Genomic DNA, 21593 nt, shown 5'->3' on the forward strand with positions numbered 1-21593 from the left:
TTTACTACTCTCCTACCAGTTCATACCCACCCTTGAGCAGCACATCTGTTAACTTGGAGTCAAATACTTGGGCAATTGTATCTTGAATTAAGCCTACCTGGAGGAATTCTTTCTTAAACTGGTATTTAGTTGAATCGGAATAATCTAAAATGTAAACAAAATACTTATCACCATTTTGGTGTAGAGCAGTTACTGGTAATACCCATGCATTGGAAACGTTGGTATAAACTTTTGCGGTAACCCTCATCCCACTTATCAACTTTACATCAGGTGTTTGTTTTAACGATGCGAAGCATTCTACTGCTTTATTCTCAGTATTTGCATCTAAGCCAACTGAAATCACCTCACCTTCAATTTTTTTTCCATCTCCTACTAATTCAATTTCAACCTTTTGGCCAGGTTTCACAGCATTCACTTGATTCATAAAAACATAAAACTTAAGCAAGAGGTTTCTGGTATCAATAAGCTCTGCAACAGGTTGCTCGATAGTAATTGGTTTTCCAATTGCTGATTCAATTCTTGAAACAGTTCCATCTATTGGAGAAGTTAGGTAAGCCTCACCAAAGAAATCACCTTTTAGAATTTTATCAGGCTGTAGCCCAAGCCTAGTAAGCAATAACCTGTAAGATTTGTTTTTAGCTTCTAAAGTACGATATTCACCCTTAGCCTTTAAAAGTTCCTTTTTTGATACGATTCCGCTTTTTGCTAACTCCTCTATTCGTTCATAGCTGTTTTTTGCTAAAAGGAAGCTGTTATATATCTCAATAAACTCGGTTTGCAAGTTCATCACCTCTGGTCCATCAATAACAACAATCGCTTGTCCCTTATATACTTTTTCCGAGGGCTTCACTTTAATCTCTTTTATTAATGCGTTTATAGGAGAGGTTACATATGCTTTGGCATTTGGACTTGGTTCAACAACTCCCTGAGCAACTATATCTTGCGATAATTCAATCTTTTTAACGCTGCCAATCTTCATATCCATTGTATTAAACTGCTCAACAGAAACAGAAACTATCTTATCGTCATTTATGGACGATTCAGTTTCTTGGCTGTCATTCGACGAGCAAGAATAAAACATGATGGCAAATAGTGTAATAGTAATCAGATTAATCTTCATCTTTCAAATTTTCAATAAGGTTAAACATAATCATCAACTTCTACGCTTAAAGGTCCAAAACTTCAACCCTTCAAAGCGCTCAAATACAGAGTAAAGAAGCGGGAGTGCAACCATGGTAAGCATGGTTGAGGAAATTAAGCCGCCAATAACAACAGTAGCAAGGGGGCGTTGCACTTCGGCTCCCGCAGAGGTTGATAAGGCCATGGGCAAAAATCCCATCGCTGCAGCCAAAGAGGTAAGCAATACAGGTCTAAGCCTGTTGCGTGTTGCTCTCATTATACGCTCTCGTAAATCGCTGACATCTTCCTCCTTTAACTCTTTCAGATGCTCAATTAGTACTATTCCATCTAGTACAGCCACCCCAAAAAGTGCTATAAAACCTACAGCAGCCGATATGCTAAAAGGCATTCCACGAATCCAAAGCATTAAAATACCCCCAATAACCGATAGCGGTACAGATGTATAAACCATCAAGGCATCTTTAAATGAATGGAATGCAAAATGCAGAAAAATAAAGATTAAAGCCAATGCAGCCGGAACTGCAACAAGTAATCGATTACGTGCATTTCTAAGGTTCTCAAATTGACCACCATATTCAACGTAATATCCAGGAGGCAGTGTCAACTTACTATCCAATATTTTTTGAATATCTTTTACAACCGATTCCAAATCTCGGTTACGAACATTAACACTTACCACAACCCGACGATGGGTGTTATCGCGGGAGATTTTTGCAGGACCTGTAGTGTATTCAACGTTAGCAAGTTCTTCTAGCGGAACCAAACCTCCACCAGGCAAAGAAATTAAAAGGTTCTTCACACTGGCAATGTTCTTTCTATTCTCCTCAGCCAAACGAACAACTAAGTCGAAGCGTTTTTCACCTTCAAAAATACTACCTGCAGCCTCCCCTGCAAAAGCTGCCGACACCACCCTATTTAATTCCTCAACTGAGATACCGTACATGGAGATCTTTCGCCTATCGTACTTAATACTAATTTGGGGTAATCCAGCAGTTTTTTCCATGATGATATCGGCTGCTCCTGGAACTCCATCAATTAGCTTTTTAACCTCAATAGCCTTTTGGTTCAAAACATCTAGATCCTCTCCAAATATCTTTATGGCTAAATCTGCACGTACTCCAGTAATCAACTCATTAAAGCGCATCTCAATGGGCTGAGTAAATTCATACTCTACATTTGGAATAACAGAAAGCGCTTCCTTAAACTTATTAGCCAATTCCTCCTTACTCGATGCATTCACCCAATATTTTTTTGGTTTTAACTTGATAATCATATCGATTTCTTCCATCGACATAGGATCGGTAGGCACTTCGGCTGCGCCAATACGGCTTACTATTTTATCTACTTCTGGGAACTTTTCAATAAGGATTTTCTCCATCATGGTAGTCAGTTCAGTAGTACGTTTAAGTGATGTTCCAGTTTTTAATACTGGTTGAATCACAAAATCTCCCTCATCAAGAGTTGGGACAAATTCTGCACCCAACCGGGTAAATACCCAGCCTGAAAAAAGTAACATGGCAAAGGCTGCACCAAGCACCCATTTTTTATTATTATATGCCCACTCGATTACAGGTTTATACGATAAATGAATTATACGCATAATCCACTCTGAAAGCAACCACTTTTTCTTCTGTGGTCTTAGAAAAAGCGAAGCTGCAACAGGTAGCCAGGTAAACCCAAAAAACATGGCACCAATAAGAGCGAAGCTAAACGATAGGGCCATGGGACGAAACATTTTACCCTCAACCCCTGAAAGCGAAAGAATTGGAATGAAGACAATAAGAATTATTATTTGACCAAAAACTGCAGAATTCATCATTTTTGATGCTCCCTCAAACGAAATAGAATCGAACAACAGCCTCTTTTCATTTTCCGACTTGGCAGGAAAATCATTCGCTCTTAGCGTCAATCTTAGTACAATAAACTCTACAATAATAACTGCACCATCAATAATGATCCCAAAATCAAGAGCACCAAGACTCATAAGATTGGCATCAATACCAAAAATATACATTGCCGATATGGTAAATAAAAGAGCTAATGGGATTAATGACGAAATAACAAGAGAAGCCCTTAAATTTCCAAGGATAAGAAGTACAACAAGAAAAACTATAATACATCCAAAAATGAGATTCTCTAAGATTGTTTTAGTTGTTTTTGAAATTAGCTCACTGCGTTCCACAATCGGATTAATATAAACACCCTCGGGAAGATGTTTTTGGACCTCAGCAACTCTTTCCTTAACAGCCTCAATAACCTTATTGGAGTTTGCATCTTTAAGCATCATTATTTGTCCCATAACCTTTTCGCCTTGTCCGTTGGCAGTTATGGCACCAAATCTATTTGCATGTCCTTCATTTACACTAGCCACATCGGCTACCCTTATAGAAAAACCGTTTTTGGTCACAATGGGGATTTGCTCAATGTCCTCTATGGATTTTAATAACCCCTCTCCCCTTACAAAATAGCTTTGGTTCTCTCTTTCAATGTAAGCCCCTCCTGCTACTCCATTGTTTTGCTCCAAGGCGTTTAACACATCGACAATAGAAATATTGTATTGAGCAAGTTTTTCCGGATCAACAGCTACCTCGTATTGCTTAAGATAGCCTCCCCAAGTGTTAACCTCCACAACACCCTGGATACCTGAAAGTTGACGTTTTACATACCAATCCTGAATGGTTCTTAGCTCAGTAGTGGTGTACCTATCCTCGAATCCTGGCTTTACATCAAGAACATACTGATAAATCTCGCCTAAACCTGTTGAAATAGGTCCCATGTCGGGCTTGCCAAATCCTTCTGGAATATTCTCTGCTGCAGTTTTTAACTTTTCTGCAATAAGCTGGCGTGGTAAGTAGGTTCCGAGATCATCGTCGAATACTATGGTAACAACCGATAATCCAAACTTTGATATTGAACGGATCTCCTTTACACCTGGCAAATTCGACATCTCAAGCTCAATAGGATAGGTTATGAATTGTTCCACATCCTGAGTCGAAAGGTTACGACTGGTGGTTATTACCTGAACCTGATTATTAGTAATATCAGGAACAGCACCAACAGGAATCTGGGTTACAGCGTATATACCAAATAATGCAATGGTAAGGGTGAGTAGCACAATAATTAGCTTACTCCTAATACTAAAACTTATTAGTTTTTCTATCATTCTAGCTCATATTTACTTATTCATATATATGCATATATGCATCAAAACGACTATCATATCCTGTTTGTTCATCAAGCTAAATCTTTATACCCAATACCAGAACATCATCAATTTGCTCATTAAACCCACGCCATTTTTCAAAAGTTTGAGCAAGTTTATTCTCTAGCAGAAAACATGGGCTACCATAATTCTCTAATATCAAGTTTTTTAATCGAGTTGATGAAAACTTTTCTCCATTCTCGGCACTAAACTGGTCGCAATAGCCATCGGTAAATGCAAATACTATATCATTTTTTGCAAGTTTTACCTTTTTTGAAGTATAGCTCACCTTATGATTATCCCAACCAATTCTATAAATATCGGGGCGTAGCTTTACAAGTTGGCCATCAGAGATAATGTATAAAGGCATTTTTGCGCCAGAGTACTCTAACTCCATGGTGTTATGATCAAAAACACAAAGAGCAATCTCCATCCCATCAATAATACTTTTCTGTGACTTTGAGAAGAAATCAACGACTAACCGATTGGTTTTTAAAAGAATTTTAGGGGTATTGCTATAATTCTGATCGCGAAGGGCAGTTCTAAGGGCATTTTCACAAATTACGCTAACAATAGCTCCTGGAACACCGTGACCGGTACAATCGGCAACAGCAAATATTGATTTATTTTTATAATGAAAAAACCAGTAAAAATCGCCACTCACATAATCTTTGGGCTTATAGAACAGGAAAGTATCAGTAAAATATGTTTTCAGATCCTCGATTGACGGTAGCATGGATGCTTGAAGAAATTTTGCATATTTGATGCTATCAGTTATTTGCTTATTCTTCTCATCTACAATTGAAAGTTGCTCTTTAAGTTCAACTGTTCGCTGCTCAACCATTTCTTCTAACTCTTCTTGGCGCTCTTTCAATGTTTTTATTCGGCTGCTTGTATACAGATACAAGACTAATCCTAAAACAAGAACAAACAAAATCCTAAACCACCATGTGGCCCAAAACGGAGGTGCAATGTAAATGGGCATTGAAACTATTTCATCGGACCAAACTCCATCGCTGTTAGCCGCTTTAAGGTGCAACCTGTATGTTTTCCCAGGTGCTAGGCTACTAAAGATCGCCTGGCGGCTTTTGGTTTCAACCCAAGTGTCATCAAGGCCTTCTAGATACCAGGCATATTTAACCTCCTGTGGATTTTTAAAACTTATTGCCTCAAATTCGAAAGTAATGTGATTTTGATTATGCCTTAGTTTTAGGTCGAGAGGTAATCCAGTGAGCTCATCGATAGAATCGGTAAACATTCTCCAATTGGTTTTTTGTGAGCGCAATAGCACACTCTTTATTGAAACCACAGGCGGCACACTATTAATTTTATCAAATGCCCTTTGATAATAGGCAAGACCACTGTTTGTAGCAATCCAGAAACCTTTATCACTATCACTTAATACTCCATTAAGGTTTATTTCTAAATCGGGTAATCCTTCGTTTGGTCCATAATGCCTAAGGATTAAGCTATCATTCAAAAATTCATGAATGCTTAACCTATCCAATCCCAAGTTTGTTCCAACCCACAAAAACTCTTTATCGGCATAAAGCAAATAAATTAGATTTGACGATAAACCATCTGCCTCCTTTATCTGTTTTAACTCATTTCCATTAAAACCATAAACACCCTCATTCCTTGTTCCAAACCAAACATTTCCATAGGTATCGGTTAATAGTGTTGATATCTCGGCATTTTTACCAATTTCATTGAATGAAAATACTTTATTTTGTTCAATGTAGTACACACCGTTAAATCGTGTACCTACCCATATCCTATTTCTAATCGTATCTATTTGTAGTTTCTGTATAAATACGTTCCCAGTATCGCTTGCAAATAGTTTATAGTGACAAAATTGGACACCATTCTTTGTATAGTACAACCCTTTTGATGTAGCAACCCATAAAATCTTATTTTCATCTTCAATAATATCGTCAATCCTAAGTTCCTGATTTTGAAGCAATGGCAAACGCCTAAATCGATATCCTTTCCCTGCACCTTGATACATGGCAAGACAGATGCCGGCATTGCTTGTTCCTACATATATTTTCCCATCCGACGCCTCAAAAACCTTTCCTATGTAGTTATCGGGCAATCCATTTTGAGTTGAATAACGGTAAATACCATTAGGAGTCATAATGGAGAGCCCCTCACCAATGGTACCAATCCAAAGGTATCCGTTTCTTGTTTTGCTCACCCCCCATATCTTATTGCCAATTAAACCATCGTTTTTAGTATAAGCAGTAAAAGCCACTCCCTTAAGGATTCCAATACCATTATTTGTCAGAATCCATAAATTCTTTTCATGATCGACATACAACTTGGTAGGCAGATCGGGCAACCCATTCTTTACTCCAATTCTCCTTTTGAATGAGTGGCTTTTTAAAGTAAAACCATAAACGCTTATTTCATTAAATTTATTTCTACCTATGCACCAAAAAACCGAATCTATCTTGGCTATCTTATAAATTTCTAGCTCATTTGCAACAGGATGATCTATCCTGACTGGTTTATCATCAATAAGTTTATATAAGCCTTTGCTTGTACCTAGTATAACTTCATTTTTATCATCCTCAAAGCAGCAATAAGCAGCCACAAATTTCCCTAAACCTATTCTTTGATAATCGCCATTAATAATTTTATAAAACTCACCTTTATATCCAAGAAAAGACTCTCCCTTAGTTGTTTGAAATATAAAATCGCCTAATGGTCTATCCTGAAAAATAGCGCTAATATCAAGCCCGTCAGAATTTGGAAGAGGCCATCCATTAATATTAATTCGCTGGTTATAAAACCCAAGTTTATATACTCCCCTATCACTTAACACCCATATACCATTAGTTGATCTGCTAAACGATAAAGCACCCCCTACAGAATCCTTTGGTACGCTATACACTTTGCCACCAAAAAGATAATTTATACCCAATGTTGAACCAGCCCAAACCCCACCCATTTCATCTACCACAACATCGGTTAACCTGGTGTAATTTAAACCGTCTTTAGTGGTGTAATAGTTGAACTCATAACCATTGTAATTGCATAAACCGCCACCTGTTGATAACCAAACTCTTCCCTGGTTATCTTGATCAATACCAGTTACAACAGAATGCAGCAAACCTCTTTTAATACCCAAAATCTCCAGGTTGTATTGTTGGGAAAAGGAACAAATACCCGTAAATAATAGTAATATAGAGATTACAGACCTCATTTTTCAAAAAAATAACACTCAATAAATTTAAGAAAATGAAACTATTAATCCTATCTATACAACAAAAAACAAATTAAAAAATAGATATTACTAACTTTGCAGTCCAATTAAATTTAACATGGAAAGAGTTGTTGTAGGCCTATCGGGCGGAGTAGATTCAAGCGTTGCTGCATACCTGTTAAAACAACAAGGCTATGAGGTTATTGGAATGTTTATGAAGAACTGGCACGATACAACAGGTGTGCTTAAAGGAGACTGTCCTTTTGATGATGACAAGCAATTTGCTGAAATGGTTGCCCGGAAACTTGATATCCCTTTTGAATTTGTCGACTTAAGCGACCAATACCGGCAGCGTGTGGTTGACTACATGTTTGACGAATATTCAAAAGGGAGAACGCCCAATCCAGATGTTCTATGCAACAGAGAAATAAAGTTTGATGCATTTATGGAAGCAGCCCTAAAACTAGGCGCTAAGTATGTTGCAACTGGCCACTACTGCCAAAAGGAGACAATAACGGTTAACAGCCAACCCATGTATCGTCTTCTTGCAGGTGCAGATCCGAACAAAGATCAGAGCTATTTCCTTTGCCAGCTCAACCAGCAACAGCTTAGTAAAGCATTATTCCCCATTGGACATCTACATAAACCAGAAGTTAGAATAATTGCCTCCGAGCTTGGCTTAGCAACTGCCGAACGAAAAGATTCCCAAGGAATTTGTTTTGTTGGAAAAGTGGATTTGCCAATCTTCCTCCAACAAAAGCTGAAGGCTAAAAAAGGTAAAATAGTAGAAATTCCATCGCAGTTCTATGAGCAATACCAAAGGCCTCAGGCCGATGATTTAAAAACCATTTCAGCACCATATAAGTATAAATTCTCAGATGGGATTGTTGTTGGTGAACATCAAGGTGCACACTTTTTCACTATTGGACAGCGAAAAGGATTAAATGTGGGCGGAAAGGCAGAACCTCTTTTTGTTATTGCAACCGACATTGAAAAAAATATTGTTTATGTGGGTATGGGGAAAAAACACCCAGGGCTCTATCGTTCAGGACTCTATATGAAACCCAATGAGGTTCACTGGATTCGTCCCGATTTAGCCATAAGAATTGGTGAAAAACTTCAAGTAAAAGCCAGAATAAGATACAGGCAGCCCCTCCAAGATGCAATACTGCACAGAACAGAAAGTGGTTACTACTTAACTTTTGAAACTCCACAACGAGGAATAACTGCAGGCCAGTTCGCAGCATGGTATATTGAAGATGAACTAATAGGTTCAGGGGTAATCGCAGAGTAATTTAAATTATTAGTCTTTACCATAATCATTAAAAATAACTACTGAACAACTAAAGAACGAATAGGAGGTTACTTCCAAAAGGTTTCACCCCAAAGTTGTAAGTTTGTTTTTGCTAAATAAACCACAACATAGACAAAAACAAAGGAATAAAATTTGTCGGACAGCCGAACCCTGTGGCTTACGTTCAAAGATGAGCCACTAATAGACTCAACGGCCATTCGGCTATTCAGCGATAACCTCTAGAGTAAGGGCAGCAACCCCAAGAATGATGGTAAAAAAAAGGCGGGTTCAAGGTGCACAGGCTTATTAGAGGCACTTAGCGGGAGTACTTAAAGAAAAGCGGATCAACTTCCTCTGAATCACAGCTTAAAAATAGTTTTTTATTAAGGGGACTTTTAATAATATCAACATAAAAACTGATTATCATGCTTATACAATAAACAAATCACCCCAATCATGTTTACTTCTTCTACTTACAATATTTTCTTTTCAATTTTTGAGGATTTATTTAAGATAGAATACTACTTCTATAAATTTCAAAATATTATGAGTTTTATAGAGCAAAAATTATGGAAAACAATCCTTTAATACTCCTGTATCAACACATTTCTAACTATTTAAATCTTTTTTGAGTTTAACCACTCATTATCAAAACTTTCTAAATAATAGTCCAAAGTCTCAAAAATGGCATTTGAAGAGCCATCGATCTCACGCCTTAGCCAAAATGATAATATTTTTGTTAAAGTTCTTGCTGATATTTTACTATTCTCATCTATATAAATTTTGGTATTATATAAATCAACTTTAGATCTCTCATAAAACTTTCCTAAGTCCAAATTGCTCTCCGATTGTATATCACTATCAATGTACATTTCGTCAACAATTGGCGAATATGTATTTTTATATTCATGATACAAAAACAGGAATATGTCTTTTGATAGGCCTGGTGAATCGCAAAAATACTTATACCTTTTTACGAGTTGATTTTTTTTATCAGATTTCTGAAGCAGCCTATATACAACATAGTATTTTCTGGCAAGATTTTTAAATAAATAATTATATAACACTCTACAACTAACCCCATCAATTAAATAATCTGGTTTTAAATCAACTTTATTTTTCAACCAGTAAAAACTCAGGATTAACGAAAGAATATTTTGGGATATTATCGTTTCTGAAGCACCACTTATCACCAGAATAAGGCTGATCAACAACAATCCCTTTACCTGTAATTAATTCTATTAAATTACTACAAAAGTTGTAATTACATTTGCAGTCAGAACAATAATTGCTAGAGATAAATTCATCAATTACCTTATCGTAATTAAAGTAATATAACAAATCAGACGCATCATAAACATGATAAATATCATATGCTTCAAAATGTTCATCATCCTTAAAAGTATTAGACAAATTACCATATTTACGTTTTAATGCCATTTCAATTAGAAAAACAAACGTATTCTCGTCAAAACGCTTATCACGTAGTAAAACAGAATTAAATCGACTTGAAGTAATAGTATTTAGAAATTGATTACCAGTTATCTCTACTGAACCTGAGAAACACCTCACAGAATATAACAAAGGATCATGAAATTTATTTTCACTAATGCTAACATCTAATGATTTTTCATCTACATCAATCCCAACTTTTGTTAATTTATTACAGTTAAAATTACAATTAGTTATTTCTATATTTTTGGACCTATTTATTTTGATAATATTATCAGAAAAAGGAGGAAAAGTTTATATTACTAAATCTAATATTAGAAGACGATTCAATCAAAAAACATGAATTATTATTAGAAATTATATTTGTTCTTCCTTTACCAGGGAACGATTTAAAACTAATATTAGAACAATTAGTGATTTTTATAGGGCTTTTAGCGTATAATTTCCATCAATAAAAGTAATATTTTTCTTTTAGGTTAGTAATTATATCATAAACCGATTTTACTAATATTGTATTCCCTCCGGCTACATCTTGTCTCTTAACAACTTTTCCTCGTTCTACTGTTACCTGTGCAATCACTGATCCGTTTTCACCATAAACATTCCATTTCCCATCAGGTAAGTCTCCATTAAACCCTCTTTTTCCTAATAAATCCAAGATCAAATAAAATAATGTAATCATTATTTCCTTGCATTACAATCTTTATATTACCATTTGTCTTTTTATATAACAAACAGGTATCTTCCTTCACAATGTCTCTCTTTACATGACTTATTGAATAATAAAAAATTATAGATGATAAAACAACAGATAAGATAGAATGAATTATAAAAATAACCTTATTAACGATTTGTTTATTTACAACAAATAAAACAAAAAGTACAACAACAGAAAAGATAATAGTATAAACAGCAACCAGTCTTCCAATATTTACTATATAATTATAGACACTCAGTGCAATTATTAAAGTGTAAGGAATAGATAAAATATATTTCATCCATCTCTTTTTCTTAGCAATAAATGCTTTAACTGTAATTGCTAAAAAAAATAATAGAATTAGCAACGAGATAGAAATGCTGAAAAACGAGCTAAATAATGGATTTCGTATTTCCCAATTACTGCTAAAAGACAGAATAGGAAAAACAGAGAATATAGCGATCAAAGAAGCAGATAAATAAAGAAATAAATTCAACCTTTTATTCATAACTGTATTCTTTACACTATTTAATAAATTATTGTTTTGCAATTTATAAATTTTTTAAAATTATCAAAAATGAACTTTGAACTGAATATTATTCTATTTTTTCAATAAAGGTTCAAGTTTCAAACCTATTAAATAACAAATAAGAAGGAAGAAAAGCGATAATATATAGCAGAAAAAAATTGAATGGTATATAAATAAAAAAAGCCACGCCCAAGAGCTGGACGTGGCGAAAGGGGGGCGGCGACCTACTCTCCCGCTGTTACGCAGTACCATCGGCGCTGGCGGGCTTAACTGCCCTGTTCGGAATGGGAAGGGGTGATCCCCGCCGCTGTAGCCACCCAAGACCTGTTCCCCTGATCCCAGGGGTGATATCGTGAACGTGGCGGTGGTGAGCGCGCGGCGCGGTGACCCGCACCGCGCCGGGGAAGTCTCGGGCTATTAGTACTGCTCGGCTAAAACCGTCGCCGGCCTTACACCTGCAGCCTATCAACGTGGTAGTCTCCCACGACCCTCAGGGAGGCCTCATCTTGGGGGGGGCTTCGCGCTTAGATGCTTTCAGCGCTTATCCCGTCCGTACGTGGCTACCCTGCAGTGCGGCTGGCGCCACAACAGGTACACCAGCGGTACGTCCAGCACGGTCCTCTCGTACTAGTGCCAGGGCCCCGCAGACCTCTACATACAACAGATAGGGACCGAACTGTCTCACGACGTTCTGAACCCAGGCTCGCGTGCCCTTTAATCGGCAGACAGCCAGAACCGCAGGACCTTCTCCAGCCCCAGGATGTGACGAGCGACATCGAGGGGGTGCAAACCGCCGCGTCGATGTAGTGTGGCGGCGATCAGCCTGTTATCCCCAGGAGTACCTTTTATCCTTTGAGGCGATGGCCCTTTGTGCGGAACCACCGGATCACTATGCCACTGCTTTCGCACCTGCTCGGCTTGTATGCTGGCCTCGCAGTCAAGCGCCCTTGTGCGTGCACTCCGCGGTTACCATTCGCTACGGGGCACTGCTGGGAGTACTCGTTACCCTTTTGGAGGCGACCACCCCAGTCAAACTACCGCCAAGCGACATGCTCCGGCTACTGCCGGATTGAATCCCGCAGGCGCGGGGCCGTATTCAGAGGCGGCTCCCCGACCCCTGGCAGGGCCGGCTCAATGCGCTCCGGCCTATCTACACATCACGCGCAGTACCAGCGCTAAGGCGCAGTAAGGTTCACGGGGTCTTTCCGTCCGTTGCCGGGTGCGCGGTCTTCACCGCGACACCGGGAATTTCACCGAGAACCATGGCCGAGACAGCACTTGAATCGTTACCATTCGTTGCGTGCAGGTCGGAACTTACCCGACAAGGAATTTCGCTACCGCCGGGACCGTTTATAGTTACGGCGCCGTTTACCGGGGCTTCGGTTCAGAGGCACCTCGGGCTAGCCGGATAGCACATAACCTTCCGGCTCACCGGGCAGGTGTCAGGCCCTATACGTCACCTTGCGGTTTGGCAGAGCCATGTGTTTTTAGTAAACGGTCGCCACGGGGCCGCTTCTCTGGCCCGGCTTCACGCCGGGGACCCTTCTCGAAGTTACGGGGTCAGTTTGCCGAAGTTCATGGCGCCTGATTCACTCGAGCACCCTTTAAGGATACTCTCCCCCGGCCACCTGTGTCGGTTTACGGTACAGGTGCCGTGGGGCTATAGCTTTCCGGCTCTCGGGACCGGCCTCACGCTCGCTAGCCCGTGGGCTAAGGCTCAACGCACCATGTCCGTCGGTACGTTGCGCGCCGCGCCGATCCGTCCCGGATCGGCACCCGCCAGGCTCCCGGGATTATTAACCCGATGCCATCGGCTTCCCCCCTTCGGGTTCGCCTTGGGTCGGCAACTGATCCGATTGGCGTTGATCGGGAACCCTGGGCCTTACGGTGTGCGGAGTTTCTCGCCCGCATTGTTCGTTACTCATGCCTACATTGCTTTTCCGTGGCTCACCAAACCTCTGCCAGGCTGACACCGCCGCACATGGAATGTCACACGCGTGATTACCACGCATCCGGGCTTCGTTGGTACGCTTGACGCCCTTTCCACTTTATCATCCACGCACGGCCATGCTGACTAGTGAGCTGCATTACGCACTCTTTGAATGAATGGCTGCTTCAAGCCAACATCTAGGCATCTGCTGCAGCCGCACACGCTCGTTTAACTCGACTTGGCGTACGCTTGGGGACCTTAAACGCCGGTCCGGGTTCTTTCCCTCGTCAGCGGGACCTTGGCACCCCACATGGCTCACTCCCGAAACCGCGGCGCGGCGTTCGGAGTTCGTCTGAAGCTTGATAGGCGGTGAAGCCCTGCCCAATCAGTGGGCTCTGCACTCCGCGCGTATCGGGCTGCCCCAAAGGCATTTCGAGGAGTGCAGTGTTATTTCACAGAAAACGTTGGCGCTCACTACTTTTTAATTTCATCCGAAGACACTTTCGGCAGCTTACCGGTTTCAGGCACTCCATGGCGTGTTACCGCCACTTCAGCCTGGCCATGGGTAGATGCGCAGGTTTCGCGTCTGCCCTGTGCGACTAAACGCCCTGTTAGGACTACGCCTTCTTCGGCTACCCCCTTACCAGGAGTTAGCCCTCGCCGGCCGCGGCGCAGCTCGTAGGCTCATTATGCAAAGGCGCCGTCATCCGGCTATGCCGGACTCCACCCGCGACCGCTTGTAGGCGCACGGTTTCAGGCTCTTTTTCACCGCTGCTCGCGGTGCTTTCACCTTTCCCTCACGGTACGCTGGTTCGCTATCGGTCTTCGGGAGTATTTAGCTGCCGGATGGTCCCGGCGCTTTGATTCGGACAACCAGAAGTTCCTCGTGCCCCCGCCCTACTCCGGGGTGCCATTGAGCACTTACGCGTGGGGCTGTCACCCGGCCGGCCTTTCCGGACGTTCCGCTTCTTCTCAATCCCTGATGGGCGGCCTACTACCCGAGACGGCCTGAACACTCGGTTTGGGCTATCCTTTCGCTCGCCACTACTCGAGGAATCACTGTTACAGCTGCACCTGCTCCTCCGCCTACTTAGATGTTTCAGTTCAGCAGGTTCGCCTCCGGCTTGCGCCGGATGGCGCGCCTCCAGCGTGCCGGGTTGCCCCATTCAATCCACGGATCACCGGTTACTTGCACCTCCCCCGCGGCTTATCGCAGGCATCACGTCCTTCATCGCCTCCGGAAGCCTAGAGCATCCCGTGCGCCCTTATCACTTCCCCGGCTTCGGTACCACGGACACCGGTATCGCGCCTTCAAATCTAACTCGCTCGGGGCCGCCGCGCTCCACGCGCGTACCACTCTTTCGCTTCTTTCTCTATTCTGGTTTTTCTGTTTCTCACCACCACCACGTCAAAGAACGCCCTCATCACCTGCCCAGACTCTTCCTGCCCTGCAGTCATGCACGCCGGCTCATGCGATGAGCTTCGTTCCCTCGCATCGCATCCCTTCAGCGCTAGTCCCGCCAGAGTTGAACTGGACCTCTACATTATCAGTGTAGCGCTCTAACCAGGTGAAATTTACGGGACTCCCCGTTGTTGGGTAACACCATGACGCCGAAAGGCGTTCAGGCGCGAGCATCCATCAGCCCTCTTCCCCGCGGCCCGCGAACGCAGGCCCCCAGAAGGGAGACATTCCAGCGCACCTTCGGTACGGCTACCTTGTTACGACTTAGCCCCAGTCACGCGGTCTTACCCTAAGGGGCGCTCACCTGCGCGGTCCACTTGGGTACCCGAAAGCTCCAGCAACCCGACGGGCGGTGGCCGCAAGGCAGGAACGTATTCACGCCATGGCTGATGCGCGATTACTGGCGAATCCGGCTTCACGGAGTCGGGTTCCGAACTCCACGATCCAGACACGACCGGCTTTCGGGATCCGCTCCCCACTACGCGGGGTCGCATCCCTGTACCGGCCATTATAACACGTGTGTAGCCCTGGACGGCAAGGGCCGTGCTGATTTGACGTCATCCGCCTTCCTCTCGGCTTACACGCCGGCAGTCCCGCGGTCCCGGCTTCACCCGCTGGCAACTGGCGGTAGAGGGTTCGCTCGTTCATGGGACTTAACCGACACCTCGGCACCACGGTGACGAGCAACCATGCAGCGGCACCTCGCGGGCGGTATTTGCTGGCTGTACCGTTTCCGGCATCCCCGCGTTCGAGCCCAGGTGGATTCTCGCGTATCATCGAATTAAACCACATGTTCCTCCGCTTGTGCGGGCCCAAATCAATTCCTTTGAGTTTCAGCCTTGCGGCCAGTACTCCCAGGTGGATGACCAATGGTTTCCTCCGGGCGCTCGCCCTTGCGGACGAACGCAGCCATCATCATGCGTTTACGGCGTGGACTACCAGGGTATCTAATCCTGTTTGATCCCCACGCTTTCGTCCTCGAAAGCGTCGATCGCGGCCCGGCGAGAGTTTGCCTTTCGCTATCGGCGTTCCTCATTGACCTATCTATGCATTTCACCGCTACACCACAATTCCACCCGCCTCAAACCGAATCAAGCCCAGCGAGTATCAGCGGCGGCGAAACTGGTTGAGCCGCCACATTCACCGCTGACTTGATGGGCCGCCGCTGCGCCTTTAAACCAATGGAAATCGGACTAACGCTCGGATCCCTCCGTATTACCGCGGCTGCTGGCACGGGTCCTTCGATGCTTATTTTCCCCGGTACCGGCATCCCCCGACGCGTCGGGGTTATTCTTCAGGGAAGAAGCGGTTTACAACCCGTAGGGCCGTCTTCCCGCACGCGGCATGGCTGGTTCCGCCCATTGACCAATATTCCTCTGCTGCCTCCCGTAGAGTCTGGTCCGTGTCTCGGTACCGGTGTGGGGGACCATCTGTCAGACCCCTAGCCATCATGGCCACAATGGTGCGCCGTTACCGCACCGGCAGGTAATGGCACGCATGCCCATCCCGCGCACCACCGGGCTTTTGCGAAGACCATGCGGCCCCAGGGACCATGGGGTATTAATCCGCCTTTCGGCGGGCTATCCCCCGGTGCGGGGCAGGTTGCATACGCGTTACGCACCCGTACGCCGGTCGTCGGCACGGAAAGCAAGCTTTCCGCCCGTTACCCCTCGACTTGCATGTGTTAGGCCTGCCGCTAGCGTTCATCCTGAGCCAGGATCAAACTCTCCGCTGTACAGAAAGCTGTCCTTTTTTATTTCCTGTCCACCCCGTCCGCGGCTCTTCGCCACGGGGGTCGCTCTCAGGCTGACTTACTTCTTTATCTTGCTGCTTACTTCCTAATTCGGTACCATCGCGTCAAAGAACTCCCTCAATCCTATCTTGCTGACCCGCCCCTCCGGGCTGGTCCGGATTACCTCTCTCAGTACATCCCCGCCTCTAACCGAAACGGGCTGCAAAGGTAAGCACTTTTTTCGTTCCGCGCAAGGGGTTTCAAAACTTTTTTTCTGCCCAAAATTCCTTCATCCTCCCTCTTGCTTGCCCCCTCGCGGCGCTTCCCTTCCGAAAGCGGGTGCAAAAGTAGGGCATCGTTTTTAATTACGCAAGCCATTGTGCAAAAAAAATTACACTTTTTTTCAAAATGAACCCTATCGGCCTGCTAGTCAGGTAGAAAAACTTTAGGAGATTTAAGAAGTTCTGAATATGGTGTAAATAAAGTAAATGAATGAGTCGGGAACCGTTTTGTCACCCAGAGGTTGCCGAAGCAGCTCTGGTGGATGAATATAATGAAGTTAGAGGAAGTTAGAGGAATGACACGGAATGATTCGGAAGCGTCTTGTTATTCCGAACCTGCCAAGGTTACGAGTGTGGTAGCTGAGCCTACTGGTGGCCGAGCCTGCCGAGGCCACGTTTGTTTTTCCCTTCTTTTGCCTTGATGAAAAAGAAGCAAAAGATCAAAGCGGGAAAGCCTGTTCCGATGGGAGCCCCGTGGTCGTGTCTGCAGCGCGGCGCAACTCACCATGCCTGCGGCATGGCTCAAACAGCGCCGCTTTCTTTGCCCCACGCAACGACCCGCCCATGACCCATTGTCGGAACAGGCTTTTATGCCGTTTTTTCTGTGCTGTGGTGGAATGCGCATGGATTACAAAATACGCGTGAGCGAGAAGATGAGCGCACGCGCCCAAAAAAATATACGCGCGAACATGTGGAAACTTATGCGCAGTCCCGCTTTGCGGGATAAACTCTGCTGTTGATAATCCGACGGCGGCACAACCGCCGCCGAACACGGTTCGTTTATTGCTTTTTACAGCCTCGGCTCAACTGGGGCTACAAAACTTTGAATAAACAACAATTTTTCAATAAATGAACTTTTTAAATTCAATCATAGTCAATACAATTGCTTTTTACTTTTTTCACCCAGCGCGTATCTATCAAAAAATATTTTTCAGGAACAGTGTTAATTGAATGAATTATTTCCTCCATAGTTTTCGTATTCCTGATTTGTTCCCAATACATCTTAAAATCTTCGATTAATCTTTGGTTGTATCTGGATTGTTCCTCGGTATAACTTATAGTGTTTTCGCCCTTTTGGTACCGGTAATTACTGAAGTCCGGATAAATTCCGGCTAATAGTTTTACAATCCACTCCATATTCGAGTTGTTTTCTTTTTCATTCAACAGCCATTGAAGCAAATAATCTACTGATTTTTCAGTAAATTTTAGACATATCTCAATGGTATCCGTACGGATGGCCTCATAACCATCAAAATATCTAACTAAATATGTGCCGGGTAGAATCCACACATGTTCTTTATACCCTTCCATGAGCTCAGTCTTAAATGAGTATTTTTGTTTTGGCCTAATCTGTATTTTACCCCCTGTTACAGGTAAAGCATAGCCACATTCAGGGCAATCGGGATCAATATTAACAAATATGCTTTTGTTAAATGCATAACCGTTCCATTCCTCTTTTATCTTCCAAAGAATACATCTATAACTAATTGAGTTATAAAATGACGAATCGGGCCGATACAGTTGCCATACAGAATCAGAACCATTATAATATTCTACCGTTATCCAAATGGGTTCTCCCAAAGAATAAACTTTTTTACTACTTGTTAAAGTAATTTTATAATATGGCGAATCAGGTGCTTTCTTTTGTGGATACGACAAGCACCAAACCGTAATAAAAATTATCGCAAAAAATACTCGTTTCATTTCTTGTAACCTCTTAAAATTTTAATTTCTTCTTTACTAAAATCAATTATTTTCCCATACCTAAATGGCTTTGGTTCCATTAAACCTTCTCCATTAGTTTGGCTATGGTCGCCAGGTCCAAATTCATCCCTGTACATAATTGGACGACCATTTACAAAATCGTTTGTTGTATGGGCTATCTCATGGGCAATAACATTGGTTATGTCCTCATCACCTGTTATCCATTCAAGAATAATCGTAATGCCATTGTTTAGATTCATACCACCTACCGGGGCAGTGATCCATAAACCAGAACCAGCATAAGTTGTAAACCCATTTATTGTTATTGGCACACTTGAACAAGGCTGAAAGGGATTATAAAAAGCATCCGGGTCATTATCATTCCCATACATGATATGATACCGGTTTACGCTAACAATTGCGTTTGCTAAGTTTATGTCATTTTTCCAGTTTTCCGTACATTCTTTCTTTAATCTCAGCAACCTTTTTTTCCAGCTGTCAGCTTTGTCCATTATAGACTGGCTATTACAATTAAGTTTTTCTTCTTCGCTTAGCTTTTCGGTGTACACAATATTCCCATTTGATTTCCTGATAGGTGGATTATAATCAACAGGTGCAGCGATATCTGTCCACTTGTATTCATGAGTCACTTCATTGTTCCTGTCGTACTGGGCAAGGTATTTTACACTTAACCTGTCCTCTAATTCAATACTATTAGCCGGGGCTTCGTATATAATGAATGCTTTATTAAAATATTTTTGTATGTTTTCTGAGGATGCATATTGCAACAAACTTCTAACTCCTTTCATGTGATATAATTTGTCAAATTGTATCTTTCTAACAACCCTCAGAATTTGGCTTCTTACAGTTTTTATAACTTTTCCTTCAGAGTTCTTTACTTTTGCCACTATAATATAATCATCGCCGCCAACACCTGATGGATTAAACAGTATGGCAGTCTTGAAATTATTTATATTTGATATTGCCGTTGTATTATCTGAATTATCACTTGTTATCACATAATTTTGATATTGGTACCAATATTTCGCTAACGGGTCATTTCTTTTTCCTAATTTAACTATACCATCATTATAAGCCTCTATCATCAAGGCATTATCATTGTTAGGATCCTCAAAACCCCATTCAACCGAAAAAGCTTTATCATTATTACATAATAATTCCACTAAAATTTTATTTTCAGGATCATTCATTACAATTAAACTGCCTTCAAGATTAAGTATACCTCCACTTAAAATATTTTTCTCATTTGTCTCAGCTGATTTTATTGTCATCTCAGTTTTCATTGCCCCCTCCTCCATACCGTCGAAGAGCCCAGTGGTGGACTAGGGGTTGTGGATGAGGTCCCATTGAGTTTTGATTAGGGCGGTGTACCTGTCGGCTAGCGCCGGTGTGGTTGGGTAGTCCATAAGGTTACCGGTTGTGCCTTGGGGTAAATATACAAAATTTTTCTCACTGAAGGGGTGGTGGAGTTTGAGGAGGAATTTGAGGAAGTTAGAAGAAGTTAGAGGAATTTAAGAGAATGACACGGAATGACACGGAATTATACGGAATGACACGGAAATATTCGAAATGATTCGGAAGGGCCGTGTTTGGTGTTTAGTTTTTGGTGTTTCGAAAATTAATAGTCCTGTGTACCTACCTTTAGATCCTTCGCTTCGCTCAGGATGACAAGCCGAGCCGTAGAAGGTGTTGAGTGAAACGCAATCGTTTTATTCATATCTACATTTTTTGTAGACTTTATTTAGGACTGGTCAATCTTTATCCTTTAACCTTTATCCGTCTTCGCCGGACTAAGTCCTTTATCCTTGAATCATGCTTTGTCATGCCGAGCGTAGTCGAGGCATCTCTTCTTGAGGAATTTGATGAAGTTAAAGGAAGTTAGAGGAATTTAAAAGAATGACTCGGAAAGATTCGGAAACATTCGGAAGGAGTCGGAAGAGCCGTGTTTGGTGTTTAGTTTTTGGTGTTTCGAGAATTGATAGCCCAATGTACCTTCCAATAGATCCTTCGCTTCGCTCAGGATGACTATATCCGCAGAACATTCTTTCGCAATTGACATATTGAGAATTACCCAAATCGACGGCTGAGCCACCGAAGCCACTGCTAGGGAAGCTAAGAGTTACCATCTGCTGTTTTCAATGCGCCCAGGCATATATGTTATTTAGCAAGAACATCAACTTAAAAAGTTGGCTGCTTTTTCCAAGCTTTGGGGTTTACCAACATCTATAACTTTATTTTTAGTTAGGTCTACTCCCTTTATCTCTGAACTAGTAGAAATCTTAAGGTAGGCATCCACAATGGAGAATTCGCCAGCCGATGGTAAAAAATTGAAAATTTCGGGTGAAATAACATGTATACCCGAGAATGCATAGGCCGTCAACTCTTTTGCCTCTTTTGTAATAATTGATTTTCCTGTTAACATACTCCGCCAACCGCACAGCTCCATATTGCTATTAAAAAGAAAAACACGCGACGACTCCCTTTTGCTAACTGCCAGTGTAGCTATAGCCGAAGTCTCCATGTGCAGCGTATAAAATCTTTTTAAATCAATATCAGAAATGATATCTACATTATGCACAAGAAAAGGTTGGTTATCATCTAAAAACTTTCTTGCATGAACTAGTGCTCCACCTGTATCAAGTAAACGGTCGGATTCATCGGAAATAAACAGTTTAACACCAAAATCTCTTTTAGATAAGAACTCAATAACTTGTTGAGCATGATGATGAACATTAACGACTACATCGTTGAATCCATTCTTTTTAAGATTATCAATGCAAATCTCTAAAAGTGTTTTACCGTTTATTTCAACAAGCGCCTTAGGCTTTGTTTCTGTTAAAGGTAATAAACGTGTACCAAGACCAGCCGCAAGAATCATTGCCTTCATTAAGCTAATTTTTAACAGGTTTACACAGCTTCTTCTTTTTATTTGAAGAGGCGT

At 42.2% G+C, this 21593-nt stretch carries 11 protein-coding genes and 3 rRNA genes; 1 reads left to right on the forward strand and 13 read right to left on the reverse strand.

Annotation, left to right across the window (positions count from 1 at the left end):
• Positions 1 to 4: 4 nt before the first annotated feature.
• From FHG85_RS08370 to FHG85_RS08380, 3 genes are all read right to left on the reverse strand, one after another.
• Positions 5 to 1120, reverse strand: a complete 1116-nt coding sequence (locus tag FHG85_RS08370) for an efflux RND transporter periplasmic adaptor subunit (protein ID WP_173074869.1) — start codon at positions 1118 to 1120, stop codon at positions 5 to 7.
• A gap of 33 nt (positions 1121 to 1153) precedes the next feature.
• Complete coding sequence (locus FHG85_RS08375) at positions 1154 to 4303, reverse strand: efflux RND transporter permease subunit (protein WP_173074871.1); 3150 nt, start codon at positions 4301 to 4303, stop codon at positions 1154 to 1156.
• 76 nt (positions 4304 to 4379) lie between these two features.
• Positions 4380 to 7475: a two-component regulator propeller domain-containing protein gene (locus tag FHG85_RS08380; protein WP_173074873.1), complete on the reverse strand. Its 3096-nt coding sequence runs from the start codon at positions 7473 to 7475 to the stop codon at positions 4380 to 4382.
• Between the two features lie 193 nt (positions 7476 to 7668).
• Here FHG85_RS08380 and mnmA point away from each other — a divergent pair, with 193 nt between their 5' ends.
• Complete coding sequence (gene mnmA / locus FHG85_RS08385) at positions 7669 to 8844, forward strand: tRNA 2-thiouridine(34) synthase MnmA (RefSeq protein ID WP_173074875.1); 1176 nt, start codon at positions 7669 to 7671, stop codon at positions 8842 to 8844.
• A gap of 617 nt (positions 8845 to 9461) precedes the next feature.
• On the opposite strand, the gene FHG85_RS08390 is transcribed toward mnmA, so the two are convergent.
• From FHG85_RS08390 to FHG85_RS08435, 10 genes are all read right to left on the reverse strand, one after another.
• Positions 9462 to 9968 (reverse strand): hypothetical protein, encoded by a 507-nt coding sequence (locus tag FHG85_RS08390; protein WP_173074877.1) that lies wholly within the window; start codon positions 9966 to 9968, stop codon positions 9462 to 9464.
• Positions 9958 to 10284, reverse strand: a complete 327-nt coding sequence (locus FHG85_RS08395; RefSeq protein WP_173074878.1) for a hypothetical protein — start codon at positions 10282 to 10284, stop codon at positions 9958 to 9960. The genes FHG85_RS08390 and FHG85_RS08395 overlap by 11 nt, the downstream gene beginning before the upstream one ends.
• 460 nt (positions 10285 to 10744) lie before the next feature.
• Positions 10745 to 10954: a hypothetical protein gene (locus FHG85_RS08400; RefSeq protein ID WP_173074879.1), complete on the reverse strand. Its 210-nt coding sequence runs from the start codon at positions 10952 to 10954 to the stop codon at positions 10745 to 10747.
• Entirely contained in the window at positions 10926 to 11501 is a 576-nt protein-coding gene (locus FHG85_RS08405) for a hypothetical protein (protein ID WP_173074880.1), read from the reverse strand. Before FHG85_RS08405 ends, FHG85_RS08400 begins: the two co-directional genes overlap by 29 nt.
• Before the next feature lie 232 nt (positions 11502 to 11733).
• Positions 11734 to 11843, reverse strand: a 5S ribosomal RNA gene (gene rrf / locus FHG85_RS08410).
• A 76-nt stretch (positions 11844 to 11919) separates the two neighbouring features.
• Positions 11920 to 14731: ribosomal RNA gene (locus FHG85_RS08415) — 23S ribosomal RNA — on the reverse strand.
• Positions 14732 to 15131: 400 nt separating this feature from the next.
• Positions 15132 to 16649, reverse strand: a 16S ribosomal RNA gene (locus FHG85_RS08420).
• Together the 16S, 23S and 5S rRNA genes form the textbook arrangement of a ribosomal RNA operon.
• Positions 16650 to 17791: 1142 nt before the next feature.
• Entirely contained in the window at positions 17792 to 18631 is an 840-nt protein-coding gene (locus tag FHG85_RS08425) for a hypothetical protein (RefSeq protein WP_173074881.1), read from the reverse strand.
• Positions 18628 to 19923, reverse strand: a complete 1296-nt coding sequence (locus FHG85_RS08430; protein WP_173074882.1) for a hypothetical protein — start codon at positions 19921 to 19923, stop codon at positions 18628 to 18630. Before FHG85_RS08430 ends, FHG85_RS08425 begins: the two co-directional genes overlap by 4 nt.
• Before the next feature lie 902 nt (positions 19924 to 20825).
• Complete coding sequence (locus tag FHG85_RS08435; RefSeq protein WP_173074883.1) at positions 20826 to 21539, reverse strand: nucleotidyltransferase family protein; 714 nt, start codon at positions 21537 to 21539, stop codon at positions 20826 to 20828.
• Positions 21540 to 21593: the final 54 nt, after the last annotated feature.

This window comes from Tenuifilum thalassicum (assembly GCF_013265555.1).
Taxonomy (GTDB): domain Bacteria; phylum Bacteroidota; class Bacteroidia; order Bacteroidales; family Tenuifilaceae; genus Tenuifilum; species Tenuifilum thalassicum.

Coding starts and splice junctions, on each gene's coding strand:
- FHG85_RS08370 (WP_173074869.1), bottom strand. CDS start 1,120: ATGAAGATTAATCTGATTACTATTACACTATTTGCCATCATGTTTTAT.
- FHG85_RS08375 (WP_173074871.1), bottom strand. CDS start 4,303: ATGATAGAAAAACTAATAAGTTTTAGTATTAGGAGTAAGCTAATTATT.
- mnmA (WP_173074875.1), top strand. CDS start 7,669: ATGGAAAGAGTTGTTGTAGGCCTATCGGGCGGAGTAGATTCAAGCGTT.
- FHG85_RS08395 (WP_173074878.1), bottom strand. CDS start 10,284: ATGGCATTAAAACGTAAATATGGTAATTTGTCTAATACTTTTAAGGAT.
- FHG85_RS08405 (WP_173074880.1), bottom strand. CDS start 11,501: ATGAATAAAAGGTTGAATTTATTTCTTTATTTATCTGCTTCTTTGATC.
- FHG85_RS08425 (WP_173074881.1), bottom strand. CDS start 18,631: ATGAAACGAGTATTTTTTGCGATAATTTTTATTACGGTTTGGTGCTTG.
- FHG85_RS08430 (WP_173074882.1), bottom strand. CDS start 19,923: ATGACAATAAAATCAGCTGAGACAAATGAGAAAAATATTTTAAGTGGA.
- FHG85_RS08435 (WP_173074883.1), bottom strand. CDS start 21,539: ATGAAGGCAATGATTCTTGCGGCTGGTCTTGGTACACGTTTATTACCT.